Genomic DNA, 15,256 nt, shown 5'->3' on the forward strand with positions numbered 1-15,256 from the left:
ATCTTTCTTTCTAGAGTGCTATGGTGAGTTTCGAAGAGATTGAAGAGGTCTACAAAAGGCTTGAGGGGAGACTTAAGCCAGATGAGTTCAAGTCAATGGTAGAGGAGAAGGTTATAATGATGAACGGACTTTGCGATTCTAAAACCGCTGCTATGCTTGTTGCCAGCGAGCTGGGATTAAATGAGACCATTAAGATCAAGGACATAGCACCGGATAAAGGCGGTGTCGTTTTTATAGCAAAGGTGATCTCAATCGGTGATATCCATGAGTTTTCACGCAGTGACAGCAGTACAGGGCGCGTAGTGAACATAACCTTTGCTGATGATACTGGCTCGATTAAGGCTGCACTGTGGGATGAGGCTTCCGATCTTGTGAAAATCGGGGACATAAAGATGGGACAGAGCCTTAAAGTGAAAGGATACATCAAAGAGGGGCAGAGAGGACTTGAGGTAAATGTAGGCAGGGGCGGGAACATAGAGCATGTAGATAAAGCGGTAGCTGTGAACCTGGAGCCCATGAAGATCAATGATATAAAGTCTGGAATGAGCGGCTTGAACATTATAGGCAGGATCATCGATACAGGAAAAGTGAGGGCTTTCCAGCGCAAGGATGGAACAACTGGAAAAGTGACAAATTTAACCCTTGGAGATGAGACAGGCAAGATAAGGGTAACTCTCTGGGATTCAAAGGCTGAGAGTGCTGATTTTAAGATAGGGGATACAGTGGAGATAATAAACGGGTATGCCCGTGAGAATACATTTAGCAATCAGATAGAACTACAACTGGGCTCAGGTGGAAACATAATGAAGAGCAACACTGCTGTTGATTATTCTGAAACCTTTACACAGATTGCCGATATCGGGATCAACTCGGCCTACAGCGTAACAGGGCATGTCTCAGGGCTTGATGAGATCCGGGAGTTTGATCGTCCGGACGGGACCAAAAATAAGGTATCGAATATATACGTCTCTGATGATACAGGGCGCATAAGGGTGGCACTGTGGGGTGAGCATGCAGAGCTTGTAAATGAGCTCGATATAGGCAGCGAGATAAGTATAATAGATGCTTTTGCTAAACCGGGGAGGAACGAAGAAATAGAGCTTAGCGCTGGTGCAAGGACACGCATACAGGTTCTACGGAAATAATAGATACGGATAGAACAACAGCGCCAAAAAAGCTTTAGATATTATATTCCTTTCTACTATTCATGAGTATCAGGCTGTCCCGCCCGTGCATTGAAGATCCCACCCGGTACATAGCAGAATGTCATCTCGGGAAAAGGGTGGTTATGGATAAGTTGTGCGATATTTTGCGCAATAAAGGGGCAAAAGAGTTGAAATGCTCAATAAGGCTTGGTGTTGCACGGTTTGAATTGGATGGAAGGAGCGTGATGATATACCAGAGCGGGCGCGTGGATATAAGAAGGATACAGAGCATGGGCGAGGCAAGGGAGGTGATGGAACAGATAATGTATATGGTAAAGGATGCTCTTAGCGATATATCCTCTTAGAGAATTCACCGAATATATTACTGGTACTTTTAGATAGGTCTTCTATCTTTTTCTCAAGATTCTCCTCAACGCCTTTGATATTTATCCTTATGGAACGTTCTTTTGAATTTACGGTCTCTTCAAGTTCCCGCAGCCTTGAATCAACCAGCAGTATCATAATAGCAAGAGAACCGATCAGAAGTACAGCTGATATGATAATAACAGTATCTGAACTGCCAAGCCGGATAAGCCATTTATATGTCAATACCATCGAAGAGGCTATCATAACCACAGCCAGTACAACGTTTTTAACTTCCATTCATACACCTCTTAATCAGTAGCAGTTGTACTTTTGGATATATATAGGTTTAGATTTTCAATCAGGCAGGAGGGTTGCGCAAAAGTAACGATATAGATTTGAAAAATGGGGCCGCTGAGATTTGAACTCAGGTCTCATACACCCCAAGCATGAAGGATGGTCCAGGCTACCCTACGGCCCCTCGGGTGCATCTCTTAGTTATCCTGCCAGTACTTTATTCTTTCTAATCAATTTATGGACTCAACAGGTGTATTCTTCATATATACACTTCGTTGTTTGACGATGTATCTTTCGTTAGTTTTATATGCATCTACACCATTATCCAACCATTAACATGACCGAAAATGCAGCTGTAGCTCCAATATATGTTCCGCCTGCTCCTGGTATGAATGTTGCTTATAAAGATCTCCGGCATAAACTTGCTGAGAAAATGGCAGGAGAAGTAACGCTTTCTGATAATCCTGGAGAGACATTAAAAAAATGGCGCTCACTTTTTGAAATATCCCAGTCCGATCTTGCTGCTTATCTGAAAGTCTCACCATCTGTGATCAGTGACTATGAGAGCGGCAGGAGAAAATCTCCCGGGATTTTCATTGTGAGTAAGATCGTGGATGCCATCCTGGATATGGATATCGCGCGGGGGGGAGTAAAGATCCGCTCATATGAGGATATACTGCGGGGGGATTTCAGTGCCGATGCCATCTATGATATCCATGAGTATCTCTCGCCTATTTCAGTTGAAGAGATAACAAAACTGATCAAAGGAGAAGTGGTATACAGCCCGGGCAGTGAATACATAAAACCATTATATGGCTATACTGTAATCGATAGTCTAAAAGCTATTCTCCAGCTCTCTTATAATGAATTCCAGAAATTGTATGGATGGAGTTCTGAGAGAGCCATGATATTCACCCGTGTCTCAACAGGTCGATCTCCTATGGTAGCGCTCAGAGTGACCAACTTAAAACCAGCTTTAATCGTGCTTCATGGGCTTCCAGCATCCAGTATAGACCCGATAGCAGCTAAAATCGCTGAGATAGAGCACATGCCGCTCATTACTTCTGTTATGCCTATAGCCGATATAGTTAGCGAACTACAGTCACACGATATAAGACATTAATATTTTTTAAGATATCCCTAAATTAAAACAGAGGTTAAAAATAATAGAGGTTAAAAATGAATGTTGGAATTGTTTCATACGGTGCATATATCCCCTGCTATAGAATCAAAATTGAAGAGATAGCCAAGGTATGGGGCGATAATGCAAGTAGTATTATTGATGGGCTGATGATTTATGAAAAATCTGTGCCCGATATGGATGAGGATACTATTACAATAGCAGTAGAGGCTGCACGCAATGCAATAAATCGTGGCGGCGTGAATCCTGAGCGGATCGAGGCTGTATTCACAGGCTCAGAGAGCCACCCCTACGCTGTCAAGCCCACAAGTACAGTTGTGGCTGAAGCTATCGGGGCCACCCCGAATCTCACGGCTGCTGATTTTGAGTTTGCCTGCAAGGCAGGGACTGCTGCTGTCCAGGCATGTATCGGATTGGCTGAATCCGGCATGATCGATCTTGGACTGGCAATAGGTTCAGATGTCTCGCAGGGGGCACCTGGTGATGCCCTTGAGTACACAGCCGCAGCAGGCGGGGTTGCATTCATCATAGGAAAAGAAAAAACTGTAGCAAAGATAGAATCAACATATTCGTTCACTACAGACACGCCTGATTTCTGGAGAAGGGAAGGAATGCCCTATCCTGAACACGGCGGACGATTTACAGGTGAGCCGGGTTATTTTAAGCATGTGACCTCTGCAGCATCTGGACTTATGGATAGAATGGGTACAAAACCTTCTGATTATAAATATGCAATATTCCATCAGCCAAACGGTAAATTTCCTGTCCGGGCTGCAAAGATGCTTGGTTTCTCAACTGAACAGATCAAACCCGGTCTTGTGGTCTCTCGTCTCGGGAATACATATTCAGGCTCGTGCATGATGGGATTAGCCGCAACTCTTGATATTGCCAGACCCGGAGACAGGATATTCGTGACAGCTTTTGGTTCTGGTGCAGGAAGTGATGCTTTCAGTATACGTGTGACCGATAGAATAGATGAAATCCGCAATGGTGCGCCCAGTGTTGAAGAACTGCTGGCTAACCCTATATATATCAATTACGCAACCTATGCGAAGCATAAAGGTAAGATTAAGTTATGAGGTGATATCATGAGGGATGTTGCGATCGTAGGTGTGGGATGCACGGAATTTGGCGAATTATGGGATAGATCATTCAGGGAACTTTTTGTTGAGGCAGGGATAAGTGCGATCGAGGATGCAAATATCCAGGGAGGAGAGATCGATGCGCTTTATGTCGGAAACATGAGCGGTGGGCGCTTTATAGAACAGGAGCATCTTGGCGCTCTGATTGCCGATTATGCCGGGTTAGCAAGTCTTAATATACCCTCAACGCGTGTTGAGGCGGCCTGCGCCTCAGGCGGACTGGCACTGCGGCAGGGAATTGTTGCCGTTGCATCAGGTTATCATGATATCGTAATAGCAGGCGGAGCTGAGAAAATGACTGATGTTGATGTTCAAATAACAACAGACGCTCTGGCAGCCGCAGCCGATAGAGAATGGGAAGGTGTAATGGGGGCCACGTTCCCGGGCCTTTATGCAATGATTGCCAGGCTTCACATGCATAAATACGCCACAACTCAGGAGCAGCTTGCTTGCGTCGCAGTTAAGAACCACCATAATGGAACAATGAATCCAAAAGCACAGTTCCAGAATGAGATATCGATAGAAACAGTTCTGAATTCGATCATGGTGGCAGATCCTCTCCATATCTATGACTGCTCGCCCATTACAGATGGTGCCTCTGCCGTGGTTATCGCACCTGCCGAGATTGCGCGAAAATATACGGATACGCCTATATACGTAAAGGCGTCAGCGCAGGCAAGCGGAACACTTGCTCTTCACGACAGGCTGGATATAACCACACTTGATGCGACTGTGGCTGCAGCGAGCAGGGCATACAGGATGGCAAAGGTTACACCAGGGGACATCGATTTTGCCGAAGTGCATGATTGTTTCACTATCGCTGAGATATGCGCTATTGAAGACCTTGGCTTTGTGAGGAAGGGAGAAGGCGGGCCAGCCTCTCTGTCAGGCATGACTGCCATAGGAGGAAAGATACCCATAAACCCATCAGGTGGATTAAAAGCATGCGGCCATCCTGTCGGTGCGACAGGAGTAAAGCAGGCTGTTGAAGTAGCGCTGCAGCTTCGCGGTGAGGCAGGAAGACGCCAGATAGATGGTGCAGAGATCGGCCTTACCCACAATGTTGGAGGCTCAGGCGGCACTGCTGTTGTCCATATATTCTCAAGGGAGAAATAAAAAATGTCAGTTCCAAGATTCTGGAGAAGGCTTAAAAATCTGTACAATCTCATAGGTACACGATGCGAGAAATGCAATGAATACTATTATCCGCCCAGGAATATGTGCCCGAAATGCAGGAGGAGCGGTTTAATGGTTCCGTTTAAATTCAAAGGATTTGGAGAGGTGCTGACTTATACGGTTATGCACAGCTCTACAAAGGATTATGCAAAGCAAACGCCATATATACTTGCCATAATTAAACTGGATGAAGGCCCCAATCTTACTTCACAGGTAATATGCAGCCATAAGGATATCCATATAGGCATGAGGGTGAAATCTACATTCAGAAGATTAGGTGAAGAAAGCGAGAGGGGAATGATATACTACGGCACAAAATTTGTTCCCCTGATTAACCCATCTAAAGAGTTTTGATTAGTTTCACCCCACTCACATCAAGTATATATTCAGAAGATTCCTTCATTGCTACAAAGGAGGCATAAGATCATGGAATACATGCAGGATATTCAGGTATGCGAACCATTCGTTATAATGGAATCCAGCAGTCAGGACTACAGTTCAACTGTGGTGCTGCTGCGAAACCTTGCCGAGAAAAAAGATATCACATCACTTGAAAGGAAAGCCCTGGCTATTGCTATTAAACTGATCCAGAGCAATATCGAGCCAAAAAAATCATAGATTGTAATGCGGCAGTTCTTTGTGGACTTTCTCAATAAAACCGTGCTCAAATATCTCGCTCTCGGATAAGTTCCTTGAGATATATTTTAGCCTGTGAAGCACAGGCACAAAAGACATGGTGGAGCCAACAAAATCAGAGGACAGTGCAGCACAGTATTTTGGTGAAACCCTGTAGGCATCCAGAATAAAGTCCTCATCCACGATTCCTGTCAGTTTTGAGACTATCCCTGCCGCATCTTCAGGTTTTGTCCGAATAAAATTACTGGCTTGCTCATGCATATTTAAGAAACCCGGGATTACATCAGGATATTGCATCAATTCCTTCCTGATAACTATCCCGTAGCTCGGGTTGTTGGGCCAGAGCCTGTATGGTGGAACAATTATCTTTGCACTGCAGGCGCGCGCTGCTGCAACAGCAAGAGATGGCGTCCCGACTGCTGCGTCGATCTCGCCATCCACCAGCGCCTCAAGAACAAAGTCAGTCCATGCAAAGTTCCTCACCTTAATTTTGAACTTCGCTTCCTCTAACGCATTATTAATGATGACATCGTGAATTGAGCCTCTTGGGGGAGAGCCGATAACCTTTCCTTCGAACTGCAACAGTACGGCATTGAGATCCATCAGGTCATCAAGTGTCCTGTACTCCCTCCGGGCTATCAGTACCGTTCCTTCAACATGGCCTCCTGCTATGCATATAATCTGAACTCCGCGGTCGATACCGATAATGGCTGGAGGAAGGCCGATATACCCGATATCTATCTCCTCACTCTCAAAAGCCTTTACGATATCAGGACCAGAAGCAAAGAGTTTCCAGTTTGCATGTATGCCTGCTTTATCCAGCCAGTCCGTGCCCATTAGAATAAAGGAGGTATGATAGGCAGTGGATAGATGGCCGATGTTGATGGGGTCAGGGTTAAGCATTATTAATCTTTTTACTAATAACAGGCTATATATTTATTTTGCCTTCCTCAACTTAAGAGAAAGATACTAAAGAGATAAGCTATATCATAGTATGGGGTTTTATGGAAATCGTTTATATCATTTTGCTCGCTATTATTCAGGGGATTACAGAATGGCTTCCTATCTCAAGTTCTGCGCATCTGGCTCTGACACAACAGATTCTGGCTGTTCAGCCGCCCATACTTTTCGATATTTTTCTACACGTCGGTACTATTGCCGCAGTCATGGTCTTCATGCGCAATGAGATCCTCGATATGTTCAGGGCACTGGTAAAAGCCGATATGGGTGATGAAAATTTCAGACTTGCTGCTCTTGTAATTGCTGCAAGCATTCCGACAGCAGTCGTAGGATTTGCATTCCGGGATTTCTTTGAATCAATGTTCCTGGATTCCAGAGCTATTGGCACAGCACTGGTTATAACAGGCATTTTCCTCCTCATCTGCGAGATAAAAAAAGGGCATATGACCGTTTCGATACCGAGCGCATTATTGATCGGCCTGGCTCAGGGAATCGCTGTGGCCCCCGGAATCTCAAGAAGCGGTGCGACAATTGGCGCTGCCCTGCTGCTTGGAGTAAGAAGGGAGAGTGCTGCAAAATTCTCTTTCCTGCTCTCAATACCTGCAATCTTCGGAGCAACGATTTTTGAGGCAAAGGATGCTTCCTTTGTCGGAATGGATAATGGAATGATTTTTGTCGCACCGCTTGTCTCGGCAATAGTCGGTTATTTCACTATCGGGTTCTTTTTAAGATACGTGAAAGAGAAAGGGATGCGCCCGTTTGCCTATTACTGCCTGCTCTTTGGGGCACTCGCATTCATATTCCTGACATGAACCTGTGCTTTTGAGAAGCAAAAATAAATGGTGTTAAGATTACAGGAGAGTTTCGGGTATGTTCATCATTTCAACTCCTCCTGTTACCAAAAATCCGCTTAAAAAGCAGCGTTAGAAGAGCCAGCAGCAGAGCTATAGGTTCGTATCTCTTTACCATGTCTACCCAAATCCTTTGATTTTACCTTTTTCTGACCAGCATCGCTACCAGCAATGCTGAAATTGCAAAAAGTGCTTCAAATTCAGGCATTTGGGGTGTTGCTATGGGTGTAAGCATCTCTGTGGGGATTGGTGTGGGTTCGCCTGAAACAATCACATTGAATATAAGCCCAATTGATGCTGCGCCGCATGCGGGCTGAGATTTACGGCAGTACGGCTCACCATCTGCAATCAATGTAGCGTGGCCAGGGCTGCGCGCCTGATATATGCCCTGAACACCCTTAATAGCCACTCCTGTGACCTGATTGAGGACGGTCTGATTATCCAATGTAATATTCCAGTCATAGAAGCCCTCTTCCAACTTGATTAGAACGGTTTCATTGATCTGAAGTGTAGTGGTCTTACCATCATCTTCAGCGGTGATAATTTTGCCCGCCGGCATTGTTGTAGTGGTTGTCGGTGTTTGAAGCCCAAGTCCGATTGTATCTACTACGAACCCTTTCTCAGAACCGCCTTTACCGTAGTGGCACCTGAAGCAAAAACCGTTGTTGATCGTGATCTCAGAGAATTTTGATGGCTTTGTATCCAGATTGCCGTGGCAGGTATCGCACTTGCTGTCATTCCCGCCGTAATCATTACCGTGGTTGCCTTCGCCAAACATCCATTTAGAAAACGATGGATTGATTGAGGTCGGGGTATTCGGATGAGTGGGTGCGGTTGGTATATAGTCAATTATCTTCTGTTCTCGTCCTAAACGCGGTGCTCCGAGCGTGATAACCTGGAAACTTGGGTTGGTCTTCAGGGACAATACGGTATAGACAGTTCCATAAAAGGGACTAAGCACTTCCGGTGAGTAGTTGCCATCATAGTAACTGACCGTGGGATGCTTCCCCTGCTCTGTGGTAAAAGTCTCGAATCGATAGGTCGGATCCGAAAGGTTGCCAATAACAGATACCCTCAGCTTTTGCCCCACGAACTGGTGGATATCCTTCGTCGGGTCGTCAATGCGTGTTGGAATGAGATCGTCGAGATTATTTATCACAATGAGACGAGCGCCTGCATCTCTATCACTCAGACTAAACTGCATGCGTCATCGGTTAAGCCCACCATTCCTCTCTGAATCGATACCTGTTCACATGCGGATCAAGAGCTTGGCTCTCATACACCTTCATAACAGTCTCAAAAGTTGACTATACTTCCGAACCAATGAATATATTCTTCTGCTTATAAAAAGAGTGAGAATAGCGATCTATATATAAGCTTCAACAATCTGAGCGTTCTTGGTATTGACAACATCCAGAGCATATCGGCTTTTCAATTCCTTGAAAATCAGTTCAATCTCCCATCTTGCACCATATAGCTTCGCAACATCTTCAGGTCCCAGAACATCTTGAGTTATATCCGTAATTTGCCTCTTAAGTTTTGGCAGAACTTCGCTGAGATGTTTTCCTACAACGTCGATGCTGTTTCCCCGACATGTGTTATATACACCTGTGATGAGAGGATCAGCATTTCCCTTCAACCCCCCTACGATTGAATAACTAAAGATTCATCCATCTATAAAAAATCAATCAAAAGGGGCGATTACATGAAAACTCTTAACCGATGACCAATGAATAAGATTTAGGGTATCAAAACAATAAAATACTTCAAGGATATTTTAGATGGAGTGAAATAAATGAATATACTGATTACAGGAGGACTGGGACAGGTAGGTTCATATTTATGTGAGCGGCTTTCAGATAGCAACGAAGTTACTGTTCTGGATAATTTCTCTAACAACCTGAATAATATAGAATTATCATCTGATGTTAAAATAATAAGAGGTGATATACGCGATCAGAGGGAAGTTAATGAACTTGTAAGTGAAGCGGATGTGATAATCCACACAGCAGCACAGATAAGTGTTAAAAGATCCACAGATGATCCGATATACGATGCAGATAATAATATAAGCGGAACTCTAAACATTCTTGAGTCGGCCAGAAAGCAGAATATTGAACGTTTTATATATATAAGTTCGGCAGCAGTATATGGAAAGCCAGAGAACCTGCCAATCAATGAAGAGCATCCAACCGATCCGCTCTCGCCATACGGATTAAGTAAACTCACAGGCGAAAGATACTCAATGCTCTACTATAGTCTTTATGGGCTTCCTGTAGTTTGCCTTCGTCCTTTCAACATATTCAGTCCACGCCAGAATCCAGACAATCCATATTCAGGTGTGATCACGAAGTTTATTGAGAGGGCAAGAAATAACCAGAGCCCGGTGATCTTTGGTGATGGGAACCAGACCAGAGACTTTGTTTATATTGAAGATGTTGTGGAAGCTGTATTTAAAGCAATGGAAAACAAGAGAGCGATAGGAGAGGTATTTAATATAGGCACAGGCAGACCGACCAGGATCAAGGAGTTGGCTGAGGTGATAATTAGGATCTCCGATAAAAAACTGAAGCTTCAGTTTGCATCTGCCCAGATAGGGGATATAAGGGAAAGCTATGGGGATATAACGAAAGCTGAGGAAATCCTTGGATATAAACCAGAATATTTATTAGAACAGGGGCTGAGGTTATGTGCGAATTATAATAAAATATGAAAGAAGTATGATGTAAAATTTAGTCAATTCTAGTGATATGTTATGGAGAAAAAAGCGCTAATAACAGGAATAACAGGCCAGGATGGATCATATCTGGCGGAATTTTTATTAAGTAAAGGATATGAGGTACACGGCATTATAAGAAGGGCGAGCACTTTCAATACAACAAGAATCGAGCATATTTATGTTGATCCCCATAAATCTGATGCAAGGTTGTTCTTACACTATGGCGACCTCTCAGATTCCGAGCAGATCTCAAATGTTATTTATAATATAAGACCTGATGAAGTGTACCATCTGGGTGCACAGAGCCATGTGAGGGTTAGCTTTGATGTTCCGGAGTACACTGGCAATATCACTGCCCTCGGTACTACCAGAATCCTGGAAGCGATAAGAAGGAGCGGGAATAATATAAAGTTCTACCAGGCCTCAAGCAGTGAAATGTTTGGAGCCTCACCGCCTCCGCAGAATGAATCAACCCCTTTTCGTCCCCGCAGTCCGTATGCTGCTGCCAAGATATATAGCTACTGGATGGCAGTAAATTATCGTGAGGGCTATGATATCTTTGCATGCAATGGGATATTGTTCAATCATGAATCACCGCGAAGAGGTGAAACATTTGTGACAAGAAAAATAACAAGAGCTATTGCATCTATAATCTCAAAAAAACAGGATAATCTATACCTGGGTAACCTGGATGCCAGGAGAGACTGGGGTTATTCACCAGAATATGTTATGTTTATGTGGAAGATGCTGCAGAATAAAATGCCGGATGATTTTGTAATAGGGACCGGGGAGACGCATTCGGTCAGGGAATTTGTAGATGAGAGTTTTTCTTACGCTGGTCTTGATCAGGATGAATTTATTAAAATTGATCCAAGATATTATAGACCGACAGAAGTTGAGGCACTGGTTGCTGATCCAGACAAAGCAATAAAAAAATTAAAATGGAAACCGAAAGTTAAATTTGAGGAGCTGGTTAAGATCATGGTTGATGCGGATATGAGAGCCGCAGGTTTAGAGCCCATCGGAGAGGGAGATGAGATAATCAAAAAGAAGTTTCCGGATAGATGGTGGTGTGCGGATTAATATCAAGAAGAGCGAATCAATGAACATTTGCTTTTACGGGCTTGCAAAGAAGATGATGCTGGTGCAGTCTCAGGCGTACTGTCAGCAGTACGGCCTCAATTCAATCTTCCTGCTGCCTGTGAACCTCTATGGGCCAGGTGATAATTTTGATCCCTGCTGTTCCCATGTAATCCCTTCATTGATAAAAAATGTGTCGATGCTATAGAGGAGAGAAAAAATGATATATGGGGCACAGGGAGGTCCAAACGCGAGTTCCTTTATGTTGAGGATGCGGCCTCAGGTGTCGTTATTGCAGCAGAGAAATACAATAAAAGCGACCCTGTGAACCTGGGGGCAGGGTTTGAGATATCTATAAAAGACCTTGTAGATATAATAGTAAAACTGACAGGCTTTGAAGGAAGGATCATCTGGGACAGGTCGAAGCCGGATGGCCAGCCGCGGAGATGTCTTGATTCCTTAAAAGCTGAGAAAGAATTTGGGTTCAGGGCAAATTATAAATTTGAAGAAGGATTAAAAGAAACGATAGACTGGTACGTTAAAGAAGGCTATAGATTGAGTTTATGACTATACTGTAATAATGAACCCTCTATCCACGCAGTAACTACGGGACCGACGACGACAATGATATGGATGTGAGGTAATATAGTGGAAGCTATGAGAAGCATATTGATCAACCGGATCAGAGAGCAGGGTAAGAAAGTATGTACAGAATGTAGATCATATGACCTGGAATTTTATCACCAGGTATATATTGAAGGAGAGCTGTTCTCTTTTCCCTACTGCAGGCAGTGCGGCCTGGTGCAATGGCAGGTCGTATCCGGTTTTCACCTGACACTTGAGAAGCTGTATGAACTGTACCTGAGGCTTGCTGATGAATTCGGTCTCTCTAAGGAGAAAATATTGTTAGATCTTGAATATATCAAAAAAAGAAAAGGCGATGAGGGTTATTCGGATGATGTGGAGATATTGAAGGATGTTTTTGGAAGAGTATGGATAAAACATTATATAAAAAAGTGATATGAAAGCTCTTCAACATTTAAAATATGTTTGATACTTTTTTAACTCGCATAATGAGCATAGAGCCTGTTCGGCGGCAGAGTATAGTATCGCTCATCTGGCAGATTGCACTTACTTTCATTGGTTTTTTAAGTACTATGTACTTCGCGCACGCTGTGGGTGCAGGCGTTCTGGGCGTATACTTCCTGTTTCTTGCATATCTCAGTATCATTGGTCTGGTGACTGACGGCGGTTTTGGCGGGGCTGCGGTCAAACGTATCAGTGAAGGAGAAGAGCAGGATGCATATTTCAGTGCATATGTTGTGCTGCGCTCTGTTTTTGTGACAGTGGTTGTAGTTGTACTTATTGCATTTCGCAGTTATTTTGCGGGTCTCAATGATGCAGGAACATTTATCTGGCTTTTAATGGCACTGATTGTGTCACTATTGTATGGGGCTGTTTCAGGCGGCATGCAAGGGTGCGGCAAGATGGGGATACATGCTACAGGCAACTTTATTAACAACATTTCGCGCATTTTTGTTCAGGTTGTTGCAGTTTTTATGGGTTATGGTGTTGCAGGCCTTGCTGGTGGCTTTGTTGTGGGCATTTTTGTTGGTTCCATAGTGCAGCTACGTTTTTTTGATCTATGCTTTGTGCGCTTTAGGTGGGGGCATATTAAAAGCCTGTCAACATTTTCGTTGTGGGTGTTCTTTATTTCAAGCGGGATGATAGTGTATTCTAATGCAGATACGGTCATGATAGGTTATTATCTTAGTAATGCGGATGTAGGTGTGTACCGTATAGTACTGCAATTCACATCAATGGCAATGTTTACAACAGCCGCACTTCAATCAACACTATATCCCAGGGTTAGCCGCTGGGGAAAGACTGGTGATACCGGACTGATAGAAGGGTCGCTCTCGCGAGCATTCACTTATTCGCTTATTCTGGTCATACCAATGTTTGTGGGTGGATTTTTACTCGGTGATAAACTCCTGTATTATTTCTACGGCGCAGAATTTGGACGGGGTTATACGACAATGGTGGTATTGTTTCTTGTGCAAATTGTAAACATATTCTACTATTTATTCACTACATATCTAACTGCAATGAATCACCTCAAAGACCTGTTTAAGATTACTGTGGTGGCAGTTACGGCTAATATTGTATTGAATGCTACATTGATACCTGTGATCGGGATTGCAGGGGCAGCGATCGCCACACTTGTTACTATGGGATTAAATGCAGTTCTGGCAATGTGGGTATTATCAAGGATGATAACAGTCAGTGTGGAGTCCGGGAGTTTGTTGAATATTCTAAAAGCAGCTGTTGTTATGTCGTTGGTTGTTGGAGGATATCGGATACTTGTACCGCTGTCGAATGTGTGGCTGGCACTGGTTCCAGTTGTGCTGGGTGCTGTAGTATATGGGGTTCTGGTGTTGAAGTTTGATAGAAAGATTTATGAAGAGTTAAAGGGGATTATGCTGCAGATGAATCTGGCATGGCCCGCATGGTTGTGATTATCCTTGCGCGGGGGGAAAGCTTGTGAATGAAGAGGTTGAGAAAATTCTACGTGGAGATGTCTATACTGCCGTCCTGAAGGTCAGGGAAGATGTCTGTCTTCACTGCGGTGAACGCCTCTATTCGCAGGAAATTGTTATAAGCTTTGAAGAGATCAGAAGAAAGCTGGAACACAAAGAAGTAGCAGACTTTCAACATATAGGATAATCTTCCGCAATCACAGGTGCGGTCAAAGAAGGAAAAATCACCATGCTTGGACGTGTAGGCAGCCTGCTTGAGGTGGGCACAGTTTTCCATCCCGAATTAAATAGATTTTTGCCAAAGGTGTAAAAAAATGAAAATGAATCAAACGTGTACTAAAATCTGCAGAATATTCCTCGAAAAAATTTCAATTCCAAATGAAGAAAAATTGGTTCAGAATTATATTCGCAAGTGGTCTCCAAAAGAATTTTATGAAGTTACATTGCCAGATGAAGGGGAGGTTAGAATGCTCACAAATCCTTCGGATCATGTAGGAGCTTATTATTATTATCTTAATGGTTATGAAAAACGGATTTGTGAGATAGTTCGCTCACATTTAAAGCCAGGGGATGTTGCTTTTGATATTGGTACATTTTATGGATTTTATTCTGCATTGTTCTCTAAAATTGTGGGCGACAAAGGCGAAGTTCATGCTTTTGAAATTGATCTCAAAAATTTTAACATCACAAAGAAAACAATTTTGCTCAATAGATCGGAAAATGTCACATTGAATTTCATAGCAGTTGCAGAATCTGATGGACTAATGGAATTTATTTCCCCCGAAAGCGTCGCAAACGCATATAATTTTGACTCATTGAAAGGAAATCGAGGTACAGGCCATCTATCATATGTTAAAACAAATGAAAGTATCTCTGTTAAAACATTATCACTAGATTCCTATGTCTCTGAAAAAAAGTTAGACCACATTGATTTTATTAAAATTGATATCGAAGGATATGAGTTACCAGCTTTGAGAGGAATGAAAAACCTAATTAAAAAATATCAACCTTTGATAATAGTTGAATTTGGATCTGTCTCTGCCCTGCGTACAGGTTATAGCCTTAAAGAAATGTATGATTTTTTTATTATGAACGATTACAAATTATATAATGCAGATTCAAAACTCCTCGTTCCAATTAAACGAGATGAGTTAGAAAAAGAACCTACTTATTTCAACGCATTTTGCATGCCGAATACAAAATGAA

General features: G+C 43.2%; 19 protein-coding genes, 1 tRNA gene and 2 pseudogenes. 17 read left to right on the plus strand and 5 right to left on the minus strand.

The genetic code is table 11. From position 1 onward, the window contains the following. The first annotated feature begins 20 nt into the window (after nt 1-20). Together ANME2D_RS07450 and ANME2D_RS07455 are read left to right on the plus strand one after the other, a co-directional pair. Nucleotides 21-1,145 carry an OB-fold nucleic acid binding domain-containing protein gene (locus tag ANME2D_RS07450; RefSeq protein ID WP_048090185.1) on the plus strand — a complete coding sequence of 375 codons (1,125 nt, stop codon included), beginning with the start codon at nt 21-23 and terminating at the stop codon, nt 1,143-1,145. A gap of 62 nt (nt 1,146-1,207) precedes the next feature. Next, nucleotides 1,208-1,510 (plus strand): hypothetical protein, encoded by a 303-nt coding sequence (locus ANME2D_RS07455; protein WP_048090186.1) that lies wholly within the window; start codon nt 1,208-1,210, stop codon nt 1,508-1,510. Here ANME2D_RS07455 and ANME2D_RS07460 read toward each other — a convergent pair. Together ANME2D_RS07460 and ANME2D_RS07465 are read right to left on the minus strand one after the other, a co-directional pair. Further along, on the minus strand, nt 1,491-1,808 hold the full coding sequence (locus tag ANME2D_RS07460) for a hypothetical protein (RefSeq protein WP_048090188.1): 318 nt from the start codon (nt 1,806-1,808) through the stop codon (nt 1,491-1,493). The two genes, ANME2D_RS07455 and ANME2D_RS07460, sit on opposite strands and share 20 nt — an antisense overlap. A 106-nt stretch (nt 1,809-1,914) precedes the next feature. Next, nucleotides 1,915-1,989: transfer RNA gene (locus ANME2D_RS07465), tRNA-Pro, on the minus strand. Nucleotides 1,990-2,142: 153 nt separating this feature from the next. Here ANME2D_RS07465 and ANME2D_RS07470 point away from each other — a divergent pair. The 5 genes from ANME2D_RS07470 (at nt 2,143) to ANME2D_RS07490 (ending at nt 5,882) form a co-directional block, all read left to right on the plus strand. Beyond that, on the plus strand, nt 2,143-2,928 hold the full coding sequence (locus ANME2D_RS07470; protein ID WP_241763328.1) for a helix-turn-helix domain-containing protein: 786 nt from the start codon (nt 2,143-2,145) through the stop codon (nt 2,926-2,928). Nucleotides 2,929-2,984: 56 nt separating this feature from the next. Continuing rightward, nucleotides 2,985-4,025 carry a hydroxymethylglutaryl-CoA synthase gene (locus tag ANME2D_RS07475; RefSeq protein ID WP_048090190.1) on the plus strand — a complete coding sequence of 347 codons (1,041 nt, stop codon included), beginning with the start codon at nt 2,985-2,987 and terminating at the stop codon, nt 4,023-4,025. A 9-nt stretch (nt 4,026-4,034) separates the two neighbouring features. Beyond that, the gene (locus ANME2D_RS07480) at nt 4,035-5,204 is read left to right on the plus strand and encodes a thiolase domain-containing protein (RefSeq protein WP_048090192.1); all 1,170 of its coding nucleotides are present in this window, start codon (nt 4,035-4,037) and stop codon (nt 5,202-5,204) included. Nucleotides 5,205-5,207: 3 nt separating this feature from the next. Then, nucleotides 5,208-5,618 carry a Zn-ribbon domain-containing OB-fold protein gene (locus ANME2D_RS07485; protein ID WP_048090194.1) on the plus strand — a complete coding sequence of 137 codons (411 nt, stop codon included), beginning with the start codon at nt 5,208-5,210 and terminating at the stop codon, nt 5,616-5,618. Nucleotides 5,619-5,690: 72 nt separating this feature from the next. Beyond that, nucleotides 5,691-5,882, plus strand: a complete 192-nt coding sequence (locus ANME2D_RS07490; RefSeq protein WP_048090196.1) for a hypothetical protein — start codon at nt 5,691-5,693, stop codon at nt 5,880-5,882. Here ANME2D_RS07490 and ANME2D_RS07495 read toward each other — a convergent pair. Beyond that, nucleotides 5,877-6,803 carry an ABC transporter substrate-binding protein gene (locus ANME2D_RS07495; protein ID WP_048090198.1) on the minus strand — a complete coding sequence of 309 codons (927 nt, stop codon included), beginning with the start codon at nt 6,801-6,803 and terminating at the stop codon, nt 5,877-5,879. The genes ANME2D_RS07490 and ANME2D_RS07495 overlap by 6 nt on opposite strands. 101 nt (nt 6,804-6,904) lie before the next feature. Between ANME2D_RS07495 and ANME2D_RS07500 the strand changes: the two genes are divergently transcribed. Then, entirely contained in the window at nt 6,905-7,672 is a 768-nt protein-coding gene (locus tag ANME2D_RS07500) for an undecaprenyl-diphosphate phosphatase (protein WP_048090200.1), read from the plus strand. 178 nt (nt 7,673-7,850) lie between these two features. Here the strand turns inward: ANME2D_RS07500 and ANME2D_RS07505 are convergent, their stop codons facing one another. Both ANME2D_RS07505 and ANME2D_RS18650 read right to left on the minus strand, forming a co-directional pair. Beyond that, nucleotides 7,851-8,915 carry a hypothetical protein gene (locus ANME2D_RS07505; RefSeq protein WP_048090205.1) on the minus strand — a complete coding sequence of 355 codons (1,065 nt, stop codon included), beginning with the start codon at nt 8,913-8,915 and terminating at the stop codon, nt 7,851-7,853. Between the two features lie 10 nt (nt 8,916-8,925). Next, nucleotides 8,926-9,359 (minus strand): annotated as a pseudogene (locus ANME2D_RS18650) (transposase); the annotation flags it as partial. A gap of 147 nt (nt 9,360-9,506) precedes the next feature. Between ANME2D_RS18650 and ANME2D_RS07515 the strand changes: the two are divergent. From ANME2D_RS07515 to ANME2D_RS07545, 9 genes and pseudogenes are all read left to right on the plus strand, one after another. After that, nucleotides 9,507-10,424 carry an NAD-dependent epimerase/dehydratase family protein gene (locus tag ANME2D_RS07515; protein ID WP_048090209.1) on the plus strand — a complete coding sequence of 306 codons (918 nt, stop codon included), beginning with the start codon at nt 9,507-9,509 and terminating at the stop codon, nt 10,422-10,424. A 42-nt stretch (nt 10,425-10,466) separates the two neighbouring features. Further along, entirely contained in the window at nt 10,467-11,513 is a 1,047-nt protein-coding gene (gmd, locus tag ANME2D_RS07520) for a GDP-mannose 4,6-dehydratase (protein ID WP_048090211.1), read from the plus strand. A gap of 19 nt (nt 11,514-11,532) precedes the next feature. After that, nucleotides 11,533-11,718, plus strand: coding sequence for an NAD-dependent epimerase/dehydratase family protein (locus ANME2D_RS18405; protein WP_052368652.1), 186 nt, complete (start codon nt 11,533-11,535; stop codon nt 11,716-11,718). Between the two features lie 17 nt (nt 11,719-11,735). Then, a pseudogene (locus ANME2D_RS19005) lies at nt 11,736-11,834 on the plus strand (NAD-dependent epimerase/dehydratase family protein); the annotation flags it as partial. Further along, the gene (locus ANME2D_RS18655) at nt 11,835-12,077 is read left to right on the plus strand and encodes a Rossmann-fold NAD(P)-binding domain-containing protein (protein WP_052368654.1); all 243 of its coding nucleotides are present in this window, start codon (nt 11,835-11,837) and stop codon (nt 12,075-12,077) included. Nucleotides 12,078-12,167: 90 nt separating this feature from the next. Beyond that, nucleotides 12,168-12,530 (plus strand): hypothetical protein, encoded by a 363-nt coding sequence (locus tag ANME2D_RS07530; RefSeq protein ID WP_048090212.1) that lies wholly within the window; start codon nt 12,168-12,170, stop codon nt 12,528-12,530. A gap of 53 nt (nt 12,531-12,583) precedes the next feature. Next, entirely contained in the window at nt 12,584-14,029 is a 1,446-nt protein-coding gene (locus tag ANME2D_RS07535) for a flippase (RefSeq protein WP_241763329.1), read from the plus strand. Beyond that, nucleotides 14,004-14,237: a YgiT-type zinc finger protein gene (locus ANME2D_RS07540; RefSeq protein WP_048090215.1), complete on the plus strand. Its 234-nt coding sequence runs from the start codon at nt 14,004-14,006 to the stop codon at nt 14,235-14,237. Before ANME2D_RS07535 ends, ANME2D_RS07540 begins: the two co-directional genes overlap by 26 nt. A gap of 127 nt (nt 14,238-14,364) precedes the next feature. Then, nucleotides 14,365-15,255 carry an FkbM family methyltransferase gene (locus ANME2D_RS07545; protein WP_048090217.1) on the plus strand — a complete coding sequence of 297 codons (891 nt, stop codon included), beginning with the start codon at nt 14,365-14,367 and terminating at the stop codon, nt 15,253-15,255. The last annotated feature ends 1 nt before the right edge of the window (nt 15,256 follow it).

The sequence above is a fragment of the Candidatus Methanoperedens nitratireducens genome (assembly GCF_000685155.1).
GTDB classification, from domain to species: Archaea; Halobacteriota; Methanosarcinia; order Methanosarcinales; family Methanoperedenaceae; genus Methanoperedens; species Methanoperedens nitratireducens.

Excerpts from the sequence above, each read along its gene's own strand:
- ANME2D_RS07450 (WP_048090185.1), top strand. The coding sequence starts at position 21 with ATGGTGAGTTTCGAAGAGATTGAAGAGGTCTACAAAAGGCTTGAGGGG.
- ANME2D_RS07455 (WP_048090186.1), top strand. The coding sequence starts at position 1,208 with ATGAGTATCAGGCTGTCCCGCCCGTGCATTGAAGATCCCACCCGGTAC.
- ANME2D_RS07460 (WP_048090188.1), bottom strand. The coding sequence starts at position 1,808 with ATGGAAGTTAAAAACGTTGTACTGGCTGTGGTTATGATAGCCTCTTCG.
- ANME2D_RS07470 (WP_241763328.1), top strand. The coding sequence starts at position 2,143 with ATGACCGAAAATGCAGCTGTAGCTCCAATATATGTTCCGCCTGCTCCT.
- ANME2D_RS07475 (WP_048090190.1), top strand. The coding sequence starts at position 2,985 with ATGAATGTTGGAATTGTTTCATACGGTGCATATATCCCCTGCTATAGA.
- ANME2D_RS07480 (WP_048090192.1), top strand. The coding sequence starts at position 4,035 with ATGAGGGATGTTGCGATCGTAGGTGTGGGATGCACGGAATTTGGCGAA.
- ANME2D_RS07485 (WP_048090194.1), top strand. The coding sequence starts at position 5,208 with ATGTCAGTTCCAAGATTCTGGAGAAGGCTTAAAAATCTGTACAATCTC.
- ANME2D_RS07490 (WP_048090196.1), top strand. The coding sequence starts at position 5,691 with ATGGAATACATGCAGGATATTCAGGTATGCGAACCATTCGTTATAATG.
- ANME2D_RS07495 (WP_048090198.1), bottom strand. The coding sequence starts at position 6,803 with ATGCTTAACCCTGACCCCATCAACATCGGCCATCTATCCACTGCCTAT.
- ANME2D_RS07500 (WP_048090200.1), top strand. The coding sequence starts at position 6,905 with ATGGAAATCGTTTATATCATTTTGCTCGCTATTATTCAGGGGATTACA.
- ANME2D_RS07505 (WP_048090205.1), bottom strand. The coding sequence starts at position 8,915 with ATGCAGTTTAGTCTGAGTGATAGAGATGCAGGCGCTCGTCTCATTGTG.
- ANME2D_RS07515 (WP_048090209.1), top strand. The coding sequence starts at position 9,507 with ATGAATATACTGATTACAGGAGGACTGGGACAGGTAGGTTCATATTTA.
- gmd (WP_048090211.1), top strand. The coding sequence starts at position 10,467 with ATGGAGAAAAAAGCGCTAATAACAGGAATAACAGGCCAGGATGGATCA.
- ANME2D_RS18405 (WP_052368652.1), top strand. The coding sequence starts at position 11,533 with ATGAACATTTGCTTTTACGGGCTTGCAAAGAAGATGATGCTGGTGCAG.
- ANME2D_RS07530 (WP_048090212.1), top strand. The coding sequence starts at position 12,168 with ATGAGAAGCATATTGATCAACCGGATCAGAGAGCAGGGTAAGAAAGTA.
- ANME2D_RS07535 (WP_241763329.1), top strand. The coding sequence starts at position 12,584 with ATGAGCATAGAGCCTGTTCGGCGGCAGAGTATAGTATCGCTCATCTGG.
- ANME2D_RS07545 (WP_048090217.1), top strand. The coding sequence starts at position 14,365 with ATGAAAATGAATCAAACGTGTACTAAAATCTGCAGAATATTCCTCGAA.